This window comes from Burkholderia gladioli (genome assembly GCF_000959725.1).
GTDB lineage: Bacteria > Pseudomonadota > Gammaproteobacteria > Burkholderiales > Burkholderiaceae > Burkholderia > Burkholderia gladioli.
Window position 1 is genome coordinate 2,552,353 of the sequence record NZ_CP009323.1, and the last position, 12,780, is coordinate 2,565,132.

At 68.0% G+C, this 12,780-nt stretch carries 12 protein-coding genes; 10 read left to right on the forward strand and 2 right to left on the reverse strand.

The window, feature by feature from the left end:
- Positions 1 to 32 precede the first annotated feature (32 nt).
- The 3 genes from rfaD to cysM all read left to right on the forward strand — a co-directional run bounded on the left by rfaD (position 33) and on the right by cysM (position 2,574).
- Entirely contained in the window at positions 33 to 1,025 is a 993-nt protein-coding gene (gene rfaD / locus BM43_RS28425; RefSeq protein ID WP_013697005.1) for an ADP-glyceromanno-heptose 6-epimerase, read from the forward strand.
- A gap of 75 nt (positions 1,026 to 1,100) precedes the next feature.
- Positions 1,101 to 1,436 carry a ComEA family DNA-binding protein gene (locus tag BM43_RS28430; protein ID WP_036052397.1) on the forward strand — a complete coding sequence of 112 codons (336 nt, stop codon included), beginning with the start codon at positions 1,101 to 1,103 and terminating at the stop codon, positions 1,434 to 1,436.
- Positions 1,437 to 1,671: 235 nt separating this feature from the next.
- Positions 1,672 to 2,574: a cysteine synthase CysM gene (gene cysM / locus BM43_RS28435; protein ID WP_036053687.1), complete on the forward strand. Its 903-nt coding sequence runs from the start codon at positions 1,672 to 1,674 to the stop codon at positions 2,572 to 2,574.
- 100 nt (positions 2,575 to 2,674) lie between these two features.
- Here the strand turns inward: cysM and mltB are convergent, their stop codons facing one another.
- Positions 2,675 to 3,901: a lytic murein transglycosylase B gene (mltB, locus tag BM43_RS28440; RefSeq protein ID WP_036052395.1), complete on the reverse strand. Its 1,227-nt coding sequence runs from the start codon at positions 3,899 to 3,901 to the stop codon at positions 2,675 to 2,677.
- 180 nt (positions 3,902 to 4,081) lie between these two features.
- Here mltB and BM43_RS28445 point away from each other — a divergent pair, with 180 nt between their 5' ends.
- Complete coding sequence (locus BM43_RS28445; protein WP_013697009.1) at positions 4,082 to 5,005, forward strand: histone deacetylase family protein; 924 nt, start codon at positions 4,082 to 4,084, stop codon at positions 5,003 to 5,005.
- A gap of 106 nt (positions 5,006 to 5,111) precedes the next feature.
- Here the strand turns inward: BM43_RS28445 and BM43_RS28450 are convergent, their stop codons facing one another.
- Entirely contained in the window at positions 5,112 to 5,951 is an 840-nt protein-coding gene (locus tag BM43_RS28450) for an alpha/beta hydrolase (protein ID WP_036053684.1), read from the reverse strand.
- A gap of 290 nt (positions 5,952 to 6,241) precedes the next feature.
- On the opposite strand from BM43_RS28450, the gene BM43_RS28455 reads away from it, so the two are divergent.
- From BM43_RS28455 to BM43_RS28480, 6 genes are all read left to right on the forward strand, one after another.
- The gene (locus BM43_RS28455; RefSeq protein WP_013697011.1) at positions 6,242 to 7,276 is read left to right on the forward strand and encodes a methionine ABC transporter ATP-binding protein; all 1,035 of its coding nucleotides are present in this window, start codon (positions 6,242 to 6,244) and stop codon (positions 7,274 to 7,276) included.
- Positions 7,266 to 7,919: a methionine ABC transporter permease gene (locus tag BM43_RS28460; protein ID WP_013697012.1), complete on the forward strand. Its 654-nt coding sequence runs from the start codon at positions 7,266 to 7,268 to the stop codon at positions 7,917 to 7,919. The genes BM43_RS28455 and BM43_RS28460 overlap by 11 nt, the downstream gene beginning before the upstream one ends.
- Before the next feature lie 136 nt (positions 7,920 to 8,055).
- Entirely contained in the window at positions 8,056 to 8,850 is a 795-nt protein-coding gene (locus BM43_RS28465) for a MetQ/NlpA family ABC transporter substrate-binding protein (protein WP_013697013.1), read from the forward strand.
- Positions 8,851 to 9,086: 236 nt separating this feature from the next.
- Positions 9,087 to 9,836 (forward strand): electron transfer flavoprotein subunit beta/FixA family protein, encoded by a 750-nt coding sequence (locus BM43_RS28470; RefSeq protein WP_036052392.1) that lies wholly within the window; start codon positions 9,087 to 9,089, stop codon positions 9,834 to 9,836.
- A gap of 14 nt (positions 9,837 to 9,850) precedes the next feature.
- Positions 9,851 to 10,786, forward strand: coding sequence for an electron transfer flavoprotein subunit alpha/FixB family protein (locus tag BM43_RS28475; protein ID WP_013697015.1), 936 nt, complete (start codon positions 9,851 to 9,853; stop codon positions 10,784 to 10,786).
- 107 nt (positions 10,787 to 10,893) lie between these two features.
- Positions 10,894 to 12,684 (forward strand): acyl-CoA dehydrogenase, encoded by a 1,791-nt coding sequence (locus BM43_RS28480; protein WP_036052387.1) that lies wholly within the window; start codon positions 10,894 to 10,896, stop codon positions 12,682 to 12,684.
- Positions 12,685 to 12,780: the final 96 nt, after the last annotated feature.

The window sequence follows — 12,780 nt, forward strand, 5'->3', positions numbered from 1 at the left end:
TCGTACTTACATCTTCTGACAGCAGGACGATCATGACCCTCATCGTCACCGGCGCAGCCGGCTTCATCGGCGCGAATCTCGTCAAGGCGCTCAACGAGCGCGGCGAGACGCGCATCATCGCGGTCGACAACCTGAGCCGCGCCGACAAGTTCAGGAACCTGGTCGATTGCGAGATCGACGACTATCTCGACAAGACCGAATTCGTCGAACGCTTCCAGCGCGGCGATTTCGGCAAGGTGCGCGCGGTGTTCCACGAAGGCGCCTGTTCTGACACGATGGAGACCGACGGCCGCTACATGATGGACAACAACTTCCGCTACAGCCGCGCGGTGCTCGACACCTGCCTGGCGAACGGCACGCAGTTCCTCTATGCCTCGTCGGCGGCGATCTACGGCGGCTCGACGCGCTTCGTCGAGGAACGCGAAGTGGAGGCGCCGCTCAACGTCTACGGCTATTCGAAGTTCCTGTTCGACCAGGTGATCCGCCGCGTGCTGCCGGACGCGAAGAGCCAGATCGCCGGTTTCCGCTACTTCAACGTCTATGGCCCGCGCGAGACGCACAAGGGTCGCATGGCCTCGGTGGCGTTCCACAACTTCAACCAGTTCCGCGCCGAGGGCAAGGTCAAGCTGTTCGGCGAGTACAACGGTTACGCGGCCGGCGAGCAGACGCGCGATTTCGTCTCGGTCGAGGACGTGGTGAAGGTCAACCTGTTCTTCTTCGATCATCCGGAGAAGTCGGGCATCTTCAATCTCGGCACGGGCCGCGCCCAGCCCTTCAACGACATCGCCAGCTCGGTGGTCAACACGCTGCGCGCGCTCGACGGCCAGCCGCCGCTGACGCTGGCCGAGCAGGTCGCGCAGGGGCTGATCGAGTACGTGCCGTTCCCCGATGCGCTGCGCGGCAAGTACCAGTGCTTCACGCAGGCCGACCAGTCGAAGCTGCGCGCGGCCGGCTACGACGCGCCGTTCCTGACCGTCCAGGAAGGGGTCGACCGTTACGTGCGCTGGCTGTTCGGCCAGCTATAAAGCAGCCCGAATCATCCCTAGACTGGGTCTCACGGTCGGCAGCCGCCGGCCGTTTTTCTTGATGGGGAGATCCGGATGCTGAAGAAGATTCTGGTGGTGGCGATGTGGTTTGCGGGGCTCGCGCAGGCGTGGGCGGCAGTCGACGTCAATCAGGCCAACGATGAGGCGCTGCGCGGCATCAAGGGCATCGGCCCGGCCAAGGCCCGCGCGATCGTCGAGGAGCGCGAGGCGCATGGCCCGTACAAGGACACGGCCGATCTCGCGCGGCGCGTGAGCGGCATCGGCGAGAAATCGGTCGAGCGGCTGGTGGCCGAGGGCCTGACGGTCGGCGCGGCCAAGGCACCGGGCGCGACTCCTCCCGCGGCGGCGGCACGCGGCGCGGCGGCGCCCGCCAAGGCAGCGGGCAAGTGAGGCGCAGGCGTGCCGCATGAGGCACGCCCGGCCAGGCGATGCCTGACGACTCCTTCAGCCGTCGGCGGCCCGACGGTTTCCCGCGGCCCTGCCGCGGGTTTTTTGCGTGATGCCGACCGAGGTTCGCGCCTGCCGTGAACCAGCGCGCCGTCGCGTGCCGATCCCGCCCCGCGCGGTCGAATCGGCGCTGGATTACAATCGGCGGATTCACCGGCATCGCAATCACATTACGTCCATGGCTTACAAAACTATCGAAGACACGATCGGCAACACGCCGCTCGTGCAACTCGTCCGGCTGCCGGACGACGAGATTCGCGCTCGCAACAACGTGATCCTGGCCAAGCTCGAAGGGAACAACCCGGCCGGCTCGGTGAAGGACCGGCCCGCGCTGTCGATGATCCGCAAGGCCGAGGAACGCGGGCGCATCAAGCCGGGCGACACGCTGATCGAGGCGACCAGCGGCAACACCGGCATCGCGCTGGCGATGGCCGCGGCGATCCGCGGCTACAAGATGGTGCTGATCATGCCCGAGGATCTCTCGGTCGAGCGCCGCCAGAGCATGGCCGCCTATGGCGCCGAGATCATGCTGACGCCGGTCAAGGGCGGCATGGAGTTCGCGCGCGACCTGGCCGACCAGATGCAGCGCGAAGGCAAGGGCGTGATCCTCGACCAGTTCGCGAATCCCGACAATCCGCTCGCGCACTACGAAACCACCGGCCCCGAGATCTGGCGCGACACCGAAGGCCGCGTCACGCACTTCGTGTCGGCGATGGGCACCACCGGCACCATCATGGGCACCTCGCTGTTCCTCAAGGAGAAGAGCGAGCGTATCGAGATCGTCGGCGCGCAGCCGGAGGAAGGCTCGCGCATCCCCGGCATCCGCAAGTGGCCCGAGGCCTACATGCCGAAGATCTTCGACCGCAGCCGGGTCGACCGCGTCGAGAACGTGAGCCAGGCCGCCTCGGAAGCGATGGCGCGCAAGCTCGCGGCCGTCGAGGGCATCTTCTGCGGCATCTCCTCGGGCGGCGCCTGCGAGGTGGCGATGCGGATCGCGCGCCAGGTCGAGAACGCGACCATCGTCTTCATCGTCTGCGATCGTGGCGATCGTTACCTGTCGACGGGCGTGTTCCCGGCCTGATCGCCGATGTCGCGATGAAACGCGCCGCGCGGCGCGTCCATGAAAAAAGCGCTGCTCCGAAGAGGCAGCGCTTTTTTTATCGGCAATCGCGGGATCTTGCCTACTGCGTGGCCAGCATCTTCTGCTTGACGCGCTCGCCGAGCTGGTAGACCGCCAGGGCGTAGAAGAAGCTGCGGTTGTAGCGCGTCAGCACGTAGAAGTTCTGCAGCCCCAGCTTGTACTCGGTCGCGCGGTTGGGGCTGGGCAGGTCGACCACCGTCACCGGCGTGCCGGCCTCGGCGCGCACGTCGACCGAGGGCTCGTCGAGCGCCAGGCCGGCCTGCGTCAGTTGCGACAGGCTCAGGTGCGGCTCGGGCTTGCCGTCGGCCGCGGCCTGCGCGACACCCTGGCTGCCCGCATCGGGCGCGATCTCCCAGACCACCGGACGGCCCGGCTGCCAGCCGTGCTGCTTCAGGTAGTTGGCGACGCTGCCGATCGCATCGGCGGTGCTCGCGCGCAGGTCGATATGGCCATTGCCCTCGTAGTCGACCGCATAGGCGCGGATGCTGCTCGGCAGGAACTGAGGAATGCCGATCGCGCCCGTGTACGAACCCACCACGCTGGTCGGGTCGATCTGGCTGTCGCGTGTCCAGACCAGGAAGTCCTCCAGGTTCTTGCGGAAGGTCGCCTGCCGGTCGGCGCGGTTCGGCGTGTCCGGATAGTCGAAGGCGAGCGTGGTCAGCGCGTCGAGCGCGGGGAAGTTGCCCATGTAGCGGCCGTAGATGGTCTCGACGCCGATGATGCCGACGATTACCTCGGGCGGCACGCCGAACTCGGCCGAGGCGCGCTGCAGCGTGGCCTGGTTGGCACGCCAGAACTTCACGCCGGCGTTGATGCGGATCGTGTCGAGAAAGCGCGATTGGTAGACGCGCCAGTTCTTTACCGAGGGCGAGGGCGCCGGGCGCACCAGCTTGACCGCGGTGGCCGAATAGTTCGCAGTGGCGAACAATGCGCGCAGGCGCGCCGGGTCCAGGCCGTCGCGCGCGGCGACCTCGTGGATGAAGGCATCGACCTTGGGATTGTTCGCGTACTGCCGCGGCACGATCTGTTCCTCGGACGGCGACAGGCCGGCAGCCGGCAGGGGCTGCGGAGCCGCCGGCTGGGCCGGCACGGGGGCCGGGGCGGGCGTGGTCGCGATCGCCGGGCTTGCCTGCGAGGCTTGCGGGCCGGCCGGCGTCTGCGCGCATGCGGCCAGCGTCGCGACCACCGCCGCGAGCGCGAGGCTCGTGAGCGGGAAACGTGAGCGGAAACGAAGCGGGGAGGAGACAGCGGACGATCGGAAAGTCATGGGAACCGGGGGAGAGGACGACGCGGTTGAGTTCGGGCCAGTATAACTGAGGCATCCCGCGCCCCGGCTCGGCATGCCGGCCGCTGTGGTAAGTTAGCGGCGGATTCGCACGCGGCCAAACGCGTCATCATCATCGAAGGAGACTCGCGGCCCGGACGCGCCGGGGCCGCGAAACACGTCATGGCAACCGCCTTTTACACGCATCCCGACTGCCTGCTGCACGAGATGGGCGAATGGCATCCGGAATGTCCGTCGCGGCTGTCGGCGATCCAGGATCAACTGATCGCGAGCCGCATCGACGAACTGATCGAGCACGAAAGCGCGCCCTTCGCCAGCGAGGCCGCCCTCGCGCGCGTGCACACTCGGGCCCATATCGACTACATCAAGTCGAACGTGCCGGCCGAAGGCTACTGCGAGCTCGATCCCGACACCTCGATGAACCGCCATACCTGGCAGGCCGCCCTGCGCGCCGCGGGTGCCGCGATCGCGGCCACCGACGCGGTGCTCGAGGGCCGCTACGACAACGCCTTCTGCAGCGTGCGCCCGCCCGGCCATCATGCCGAGCCGGCGCGTGCGATGGGCTTCTGCTTCTTCAACAACGTGGCGATCGCCGCGCGTCACGCGCTCGACGTGCACGGGCTCGAACGCGTCGCCGTGATCGACTTCGACGTGCATCACGGCAACGGCACCGAGGCCGCCTTCTCGAACGACCCGCGCGTGCTGATGTGCAGCTTCTTCCAGCACCCGCTGTTCCCCTTCTCGGGCACCGAGCATCCGGCGCCGAACATGCTCAACGTGCCGGTGCCGGCGCGCACCAGCGGCATGGCGATCCGCGAGACGGTGGACATGCTGTGGCTGCCGCGGCTGGAGGCGTTCCGCCCGCAGATGCTGTTCGTGTCGGCCGGCTTCGACGCGCATCGCGAGGACGATCTCGGCCGAATGGGTCTGGTCGAGGCCGACTACGAATGGTTGACCACGCAGATCTGCGAGATCGCCCGCAAGCATGCGCAGGGGCGCGTGGTGAGCTGCCTCGAGGGCGGCTACAACCTGTCGGCGCTGGGCCGCAGCGTGGTCGCGCACCTGCGCGTGCTGGCCGGCGTCTGAGCGCCGGAGGCGCGCCGCCGGCCGGCGTGTGCCTTGGCGACGGCGTCTCCTCGACGCCTGCCCGCCGTGTTGTCGGCGCGGCCTTTCCCGATTTTCTTCTACGAGTTCAACTGCGCGCCACGATCCAGTCGATCAGCGCGCCGATCACGCGCTCTCGTTCGAGGTCGTTCATGGTCTCGTGGTAGTTGCCTTCGTAAAGCGTGAGGGTCTTGTCGGCCGGCCCGGCCTGCGCGCCGAACTCGCGGCTGCCTTCCGGCTCGGTCAGCTTGTCGGCGGTGCCGTGGTAGATCAGCGTCGGCAGCGCCAGCGAGGCGCGCCCGCGCGCGATGCGCTCCATCGCGACCAGGATTTCCGCGCCGGTGCGCGCGGGCACGGCGCCGTGCTGGACCAGCGGATCGGCGCGGTTGGCGGCCACCACCTCGGGGTCGCGCGAGAGCAGGGCAGCATCGATCTTCAAGGCCGGAAAACGCGGCCAGGCGCGGCTCATGAAGCGGCTGGCCGCCAGCATCCAGCGCGGCACGTCGCGGCCGGGCGCCAGCGCGGGGCTCGACAGCACCAATCCGGCGAGGGGCTGCCCACGTGCCGGCGCGCGCTCGATCGCATACAGCGCGGCGATCGCGCCGCCCATGCTGTGGCCCATCAGGAACAGCTGCACGCCCTCGCGCCTGGCGAAACTCACCAGGGCATCGGCGTCGTCGAGGTATTGGTCGAAGCGATCGACCCAGGTGCGCCGGCCCGGCGAGCAGCCGTGGCCGCGCAGGTCGATGGCCACCAGCTCGATGCCGGCCGCCGCCAGCCGCGCGGCCAGCGCGTCGTAGCGGCGCGCGTGCTCGGCCAGACCGTGGAGCAGGGCGACGGTGGCGCGGGGCGCCTGGCGGCCGCCATCGGCCGCGGCCCAGCCCTGCCATCGAAAGGCCACCAGCCCGAGGCCGTCGGCGCTGCGCACCTGGGCGCGCGCCGGGCGGCCGGCCCGGGCCTCGGGCCCGGATGAAGAGGCTGTCGCGTTCATCGGCGGTGTCTCCATTAATCGTTCTGGGTTGCCGAGGATCATAGTCGCGCCGCGACCGGCCTGCGCGGGAACGCACCTCTAATTTCGCCTGGTTATGAAAGCAGCGAAATCGATTATTAAGGGAAATGAGGCCCTTGCGTTAAAATGCGCGGCTATTCCCGGATATGACGGCGGCCGCCGGCGAGGCCCGACACGATCGGCTTCGCAGCTTCCGCCGTTTTGTTTACATGATCGAAATTCGCAACCTGTCGCAGCGATTCGCCGGGCCGCAAGGCTGGATCGAGGCGCTGCACGACGTCAACCTGACGATTCCCCGCGGCGAGGTGTTCGGCATCATCGGCCGCAGCGGTGCCGGCAAGAGCACGCTGGTGCGCACCATCAACCTGCTCACGCGCCCCAGCGAGGGCAACGTGGTGGTGGACGGCCGCGACCTGACCGCGTTGTCGGCGGCCGATCTGCGCGCCGCGCGCCGCGACATCGGCATGATCTTCCAGCATTTCAACCTGCTGTCCTCGCGCACCGTCTACGAGAACGTGGCCCTGCCGCTCGAGCTGGCCGGCGTGAAGCGAGCGGAAATCGAGGCGACCGTGCTGCCCCTGCTGGAGCTGGTGGGGCTGACGGCGCAGAAGGATCGCTACCCGGCCCAGATCAGCGGCGGCCAGAAGCAGCGCGTGGGCATCGCGCGGGCGCTGGCCAGCAAGCCCAAGGTGCTGCTGTCGGACGAGGCGACCTCGGCGCTCGACCCGGAAACGACGCGTGCGATCCTCGACCTGCTGCGCAGGATCAACCGCGAACTGGGCCTCACCATCGTGCTGATCACGCACCAGATGGAGGTGATCAAGCAGGTCTGCGATCGCGTGGCGGTGCTCGATGCCGGCCGCGTGGTCGAGACCGGGCCGGTGATCGAGGTCTTCATGCAGCCGCACCACGAGGTCACGCGCGCGCTGATCGGCGACGTGATCGCGCAGGAATTGCCGCCGGCGCTGAAGGCACGCGTGGCCGAGCGCCTGAAGAGCGGCCGCGGCCACCTGCTGCGCCTGGCCTTCACCGGCAGCGGTGTGGACCAGCCGATCCTGTCGGAGACGATCCGCCGCTACGAGCTGGACTTCAACATCCTGCATGGCCAGATCGACGAGATCCAGGGCCAGGCCTTCGGCTCGCTGGCGGTGCTGGCGGGCGGCGAGCCCGGCAAGGTCGGCGAGGCGCTCGCGTATCTGCGCGAGCAGGGCGTGGTGGTCGAGGAGTTGTCGCATGTTGAGTGAAATGCTGGATATGTTCGTGCAGTCGTTCTGGGAGACGCTGATCATGGTCGGCATCTCGGGCGTGGTCGGCGCGCTGGTCGGGCTGCCGCTCGGCGTGCTGCTGTACCTGACCGATCGCCAGGGCGTGCTGCAGAACCTCGGCGTCAATCGCGCGCTGGGCGGGCTGGTCAACGCGGTGCGCTCGACTCCCTTCATCATCCTGCTGGTGGCGGTGATTCCGTTCACGCGCCTGATCGTCGGTTCGTCGATCGGCACCGCCGCCGCCGTGGTGCCCCTGACGCTGGCCTCGGCGCCGTTCATCGCGCGGCTGGTCGAGACCGCGCTGCGCGAGGTCGACCGCGGGCTGATCGAGGCCGCGCTGGCGATGGGCGCCACCACCCGCCAGATCGTGTTCAAGGTGCTGCTGCCCGAAGCCTGGCCCGGCATCGTGGCGGGGCTGACCATCACCTTCGTGTCGCTGGTCGGCTACTCGGCGATGGCCGGCGCGATCGGCGGCGGCGGGCTCGGCGATCTCGGCATCCGCTATGGCTACCAGCGCTACGAGCCCGAGGTGATGTGGACCGTGGTGGTGATCCTGATCGTGTTCGTGCAGATCGTGCAGTCGTTCGGCGACTGGCTGGTGCGTCGGCTCAGTCATCGCTGAACCTGCGTTGAAGCCCTGGCCGGCGGTCGACGCCGCTATTGCTGATTCCCCGTCGGGCCCTCGCGCGGCCCGTCGCCCTTGCCGACCCGATCGCCTGGCTTGATGCCGGGCGATCCTCATCACGGAGCCTGTCCCGATGCAAAGACGCAAGCTTGTCGCCGGCGCGCTGCTGGCTGCCGTCGTGCTCGGTTTCGGTGCCGCGCGCGCGGCGGCCGAGACGATCCGCGTCGGCGTGACGGCCGGCCCGCATGCGCAGGTGATGGAGGCGGTGAAGAAGGTGGCCGCCGCGCAGGGGCTCGAGATCCGTATCGTCGAGTTCTCCGACTACGTGCAGCCCAATGCGGCGCTGGCGGCGGGCGACCTCGACGCGAACAGCTACCAGCACGCGCCGTATCTGGCCGCGCAGGTCAAGGATCGCGGCTACCGGATCGTGCGCGTGGCCGATACCGTGACCTTCCCGATGGGCATCTATTCGAAGCGGATTGCGTCGCTGTCGGCGCTGCCCAAGGGCGCGCGGATCGCGATTCCGAACGATCCCACCAATGGCGGGCGGGCCCTGCTGTTGCTGCAGAAGCAGGGCGTGATCAAGCTGCGCGATGGCGCAGGGCTGGCCGCGACGCGCTTCGATATCGTCGGCAATCCGTCCGGCGTGAAGATCGTCGAACTGGACGCGGCGCAGATCCCGCGCTCGCTGGCCGATGTCGACGCGGCCGTGATCAACACCAATTTCGCGATGGAAGCGGGCCTGCAGCCCAGGCGCGACGCGATCGCGATCGAGAGCGCGGACGGCCCTTACGTGAACATCCTGGCGGTGCGCGAGGCGGATCGGGGCAAGCCCTGGGTCGCCAAGCTGGTGGCCGCCTACCGCTCGCCCGAGGTGAAGCGCTATCTGGAAGGCAAATTCGGCGGCGCGGTGATCGCGTCGTGGTGACCGGCGCGCGGTGGAGCATCGTGCGTGCCGGCGATTAGAGGCGGGGGTCCAAAACCCGGGCTTGGCGTCCGGGTTTTTTCTCCCTTAAAATAGAACGATCGTTCGCTATTGCCGGCGTGTCGCCGAATGCCGTTATCCTCGTCGGTCGAGGGGCCGCGAGGCCCGGGTTGCCGCCTCGGAGGTGGGCGACACTATAAAATGGCCGTCGGTCGTATTCGTAACTTTGGAGCGTGTGCATGAAAATCCTGGTGCCGGTAAAGAGAGTGGTCGACTACAACGTGAAGGTTCGCGTGAAGTCGGACGGAACGGGCGTCGATATCGCGAACGTGAAGATGTCGATGAACCCGTTCGATGAGATCGCGGTGGAAGAGGCGGTGCGCCTGAAGGAAGCGGGCACGGCGACGGAAGTGATCGCCGTGTCGATCGGCGTGGCGCAGGCGCAGGAGACGCTGCGCACGGCGCTGGCGATCGGCGCGGACCGCGCGATCCTGGTGGAAGCCGGCGAAGGCGTGGAGCCGCTGGGCGTGGCGAAGATCCTGAAGGCGCTGGTGGACAAGGAGCAGCCGCAACTGGTGATCCTCGGCAAGCAGGCGATCGACGACGATTCGAACCAGACGGGCCAGATGCTGGCGGCGCTGGCAGGCCTGCCGCAAGCGACCTTCGCCTCGAAGGTGACGGTGGCCGACGGTAAAGCCACCGTCGCGCGCGAAGTGGACGGCGGCTCGGAAACGCTGGCGCTGACGCTGCCGGCGGTGGTGACCACCGACCTGCGCCTGAACGAGCCGCGCTACGTGACGCTGCCCAACATCATGAAGGCGAAGAAGAAGCCCCTCGAGACGGTGAAGCCGGAAGACCTGGGCGTGGACGTGAGCCCACGCCTGAAGACGCTGAAGGTGTCGGAGCCGCCCAAGCGCGCGGCGGGTGTGAAGGTGGCCGACGTGAAGACGCTGGTCGAGAAGCTGAAGACCGAAGCGAAAGTGCTGTAAGGGGAGACGAGAAGATGACGATTCTGATCATTGCCGAACACGACAACGCCACGATCAAGGCGGCGACGCTGAACACGGTGGCGGCCGCGCAGAAGATCGGCGGCGACATCCACGTGCTGGTGGCGGGCGGCAACGCGCAGGGCGCGGCCGACGCGGCGGCGAAGATCGCCGGCGTGGCGAAGGTGCTGCTGGCCGATGCGCCGCAACTGGCCGAGGGCCTGGCGGAGAACGTGGAAGCCACGGTGCTGAACATCGCGAAGGACTATTCGCACATCCTGGCGCCGGCCACGGCCTACGGCAAGAACGTGGCGCCGCGCATCGCGGCGAAGCTGGACGTGGCGCAGATCTCGGACATCACGGCAGTGGACAGCGCCGATACCTTCGAGCGCCCGATCTACGCCGGCAACGCGATCGCGACGGTGCAGTCGAGCGATGCGATCAAGGTGATCACGGTGCGCTCGACGGGCTTCGATCCGGTGGCGGCCGAAGGCGGCAGCGCATCGGTGGAGAAGATCGAGGCGGCGGCCGACAGTGGCAAGTCGCAGTTCGTGAACCGTGAAGTGACCAAGCTCGATCGTCCGGAGCTGACCAGCGCGAACATCATCGTGTCGGGCGGCCGGGGCCTGGGCAGCGGCGAGAACTACACGAAGGTGCTGGAGCCGCTGGCCGACAAGCTGTCGGCGGCGCTGGGCGCCTCGCGCGCGGCGGTCGACGCGGGCTACGTGCCGAACGATTATCAAGTGGGCCAGACGGGCAAGATCGTGGCGCCGCAGTTGTACATCGCGGTGGGCATCTCGGGTGCGATCCAGCATCTGGCCGGGATGAAGGACTCGAAGGTGATCGTGGCGATCAACAAGGACGAGGAAGCGCCGATCTTCAGCGTGGCCGACTACGGCATCGTCGGCGACCTGTTCACGGTGGTGCCGGAGCTGGTGTCCGCGCTCGGCTGAGCCGCGAGCGGCATCGCGCATCGGTGACGAGGCGCTGAGCACCACGACCAAGGGGCGCGGCAAGCGCCCCTTTTTTTACCCATAAGCAGACAGAGGAGAGGAGCACCATGAGCTATATCGCGCCCGTCAAGGACATGCTGTTCGTGATGAAGGAGCTGGCCGGCATCGACGACGTCGCGAAGCTGCCCGGCTTCGAGGATGCCGGCTTCGACACGGCGCAGGCCGTGCTCGACGAGTCGGCGAAGTTCTGCGGCGAGGTTCTGGCGCCGCTGAACGTCGAAGGCGACAAGCAGCCGAGCTCATGGAGCCAGGGCGCCGTGACGGCGACGGCCGGTTTCGGCGAAGCCTTCCGCCAGTTCGTGGCGGGCGGCTGGCAGGGGCTGCAGCATCCCACCGAGTACGACGGCCAGGGCCTGCCCAAGCTGATCGCCACGCCTTGCATCGAGATGCTGAACGCCTCGAACCTGTCCTTCGCGCTGTGCCCGCTGCTGACCGACGGCGCGATCGAGGCGCTGCTGACGGCCGGCACCGACGAGCAGAAGACGCGCTACGTGCCGAAGCTGATCTCGGGCGAGTGGACCGGCACCATGAACCTGACCGAGCCGCAGGCCGGCTCCGACCTCGCGCTGGTGCGCTCGCGCGCCGAGCCGCAGGGCGACGGCAGCTACAAGGTGTTCGGCACCAAGATCTTCATCACCTGGGGCGAGCACGACATGGCGGACAACATCGTCCACCTGGTGCTGGCGCGCACGCCGAGCGCACCCGAGGGCGTGAAGGGCATCTCGCTGTTCATCGTGCCGAAGTTCCTGGTCAAGGAAGACGGCAGCCTCGGCGAGCGCAACGACGTCCATTGCGTGTCGATCGAGCACAAGCTCGGCATCAAGGCGAGCCCGACCGCGGTGCTGCAATATGGCGACCACGGCGGCGCGATCGGCTACCTGGTCGGCGAGGAGAACCGCGGCCTCGAATACATGTTCATCATGATGAACGCTGCGCGCTTCGGCGTCGGCATGCAGGGCATCGGCGTGGCCGACCGCGCCTACCAGAAGGCCGCCGCGTTCGCCAAGGAGCGCGTGCAGAGCCGCCCGGTGGACGGCTCGGCCAAGCAGTCGGTCACCATCATTCATCATCCCGACGTGCGCCGCATGCTCGGCACCATGCGCGCGATGACCGAAGGCGCGCGCGCGCTGGCCTATGTCGCCGCCGCGCATAGCGACCAGGCGCACGCGCATCCCGACGCGGCCGAGCGCGCGCGTCACCAGGCCATCTACGAGTACCTGGTGCCGGTCGTGAAGGGCTGGAGCACCGAGATGGTCAACGAGGTCGCCAGCCTCGGCGTGCAGGTGCACGGCGGCATGGGCTTCATCGAGGAGACGGGCGCGGCGCAGTACTATCGCGACGCGCGCATCCTGGCGATCTACGAAGGCACCACGGCGATCCAGGCGAACGACCTGGTGGGCCGCAAGACCGTGCGCGACGGCGGCGCCGTCGCGAAGTCGTTGCTCGCCGGAATCGATGAAACCGTCGAGGCGCTCGGCGCGCAGGACACGCCGGCCTTCGCCGCGATGCGCCGCCATCTCGCCGACGGCGCGAAGTCGCTGGCGGCCGCGGTCGAGTTCGTGGTCGCCAACACCAAGGGCGATCCGAACGCGGTGTTCCTCGGCAGCGTTCCCTACCTGAAGCTGGCCGGCATCGTGCTGTGCGGCTGGCAGATGGGACGCGCGTTGCTCGCCGCGCAGGCACGGCGCGCGGACGATCCGGCCTTCCACGACGCGAAGATCGCGATCGCGCAGTTCTATGCCCAGCACGTGCTGGTGCAGGCGCCGGCGATCGCCGCGTCGATCGTCAGCGCGACCGGCCAGGACAGCGTGCTGGCGCTGACCGAGGACCAGTTCTGAGGAAGGCTGTTTCGTCCTGCCGGGGCCGGCGGCTCGGCGGGACGCAAAAATGAAGAAGGGCACCCTTGCGGGTGCCCTTCTTGCATCGAGCCGGTG

Bases quoted from the DNA above. Each gene is read 5' to 3' on its own strand.
- rfaD (WP_013697005.1), top strand. From the start codon at position 33: ATGACCCTCATCGTCACCGGCGCAGCCGGCTTCATCGGCGCGAATCTC.
- BM43_RS28430 (WP_036052397.1), top strand. From the start codon at position 1,101: ATGCTGAAGAAGATTCTGGTGGTGGCGATGTGGTTTGCGGGGCTCGCG.
- cysM (WP_036053687.1), top strand. From the start codon at position 1,672: ATGGCTTACAAAACTATCGAAGACACGATCGGCAACACGCCGCTCGTG.
- mltB (WP_036052395.1), bottom strand. From the start codon at position 3,901: ATGACTTTCCGATCGTCCGCTGTCTCCTCCCCGCTTCGTTTCCGCTCA.
- BM43_RS28445 (WP_013697009.1), top strand. From the start codon at position 4,082: ATGGCAACCGCCTTTTACACGCATCCCGACTGCCTGCTGCACGAGATG.
- BM43_RS28455 (WP_013697011.1), top strand. From the start codon at position 6,242: ATGATCGAAATTCGCAACCTGTCGCAGCGATTCGCCGGGCCGCAAGGC.
- BM43_RS28460 (WP_013697012.1), top strand. From the start codon at position 7,266: ATGTTGAGTGAAATGCTGGATATGTTCGTGCAGTCGTTCTGGGAGACG.
- BM43_RS28465 (WP_013697013.1), top strand. From the start codon at position 8,056: ATGCAAAGACGCAAGCTTGTCGCCGGCGCGCTGCTGGCTGCCGTCGTG.
- BM43_RS28470 (WP_036052392.1), top strand. From the start codon at position 9,087: ATGAAAATCCTGGTGCCGGTAAAGAGAGTGGTCGACTACAACGTGAAG.
- BM43_RS28475 (WP_013697015.1), top strand. From the start codon at position 9,851: ATGACGATTCTGATCATTGCCGAACACGACAACGCCACGATCAAGGCG.
- BM43_RS28480 (WP_036052387.1), top strand. From the start codon at position 10,894: ATGAGCTATATCGCGCCCGTCAAGGACATGCTGTTCGTGATGAAGGAG.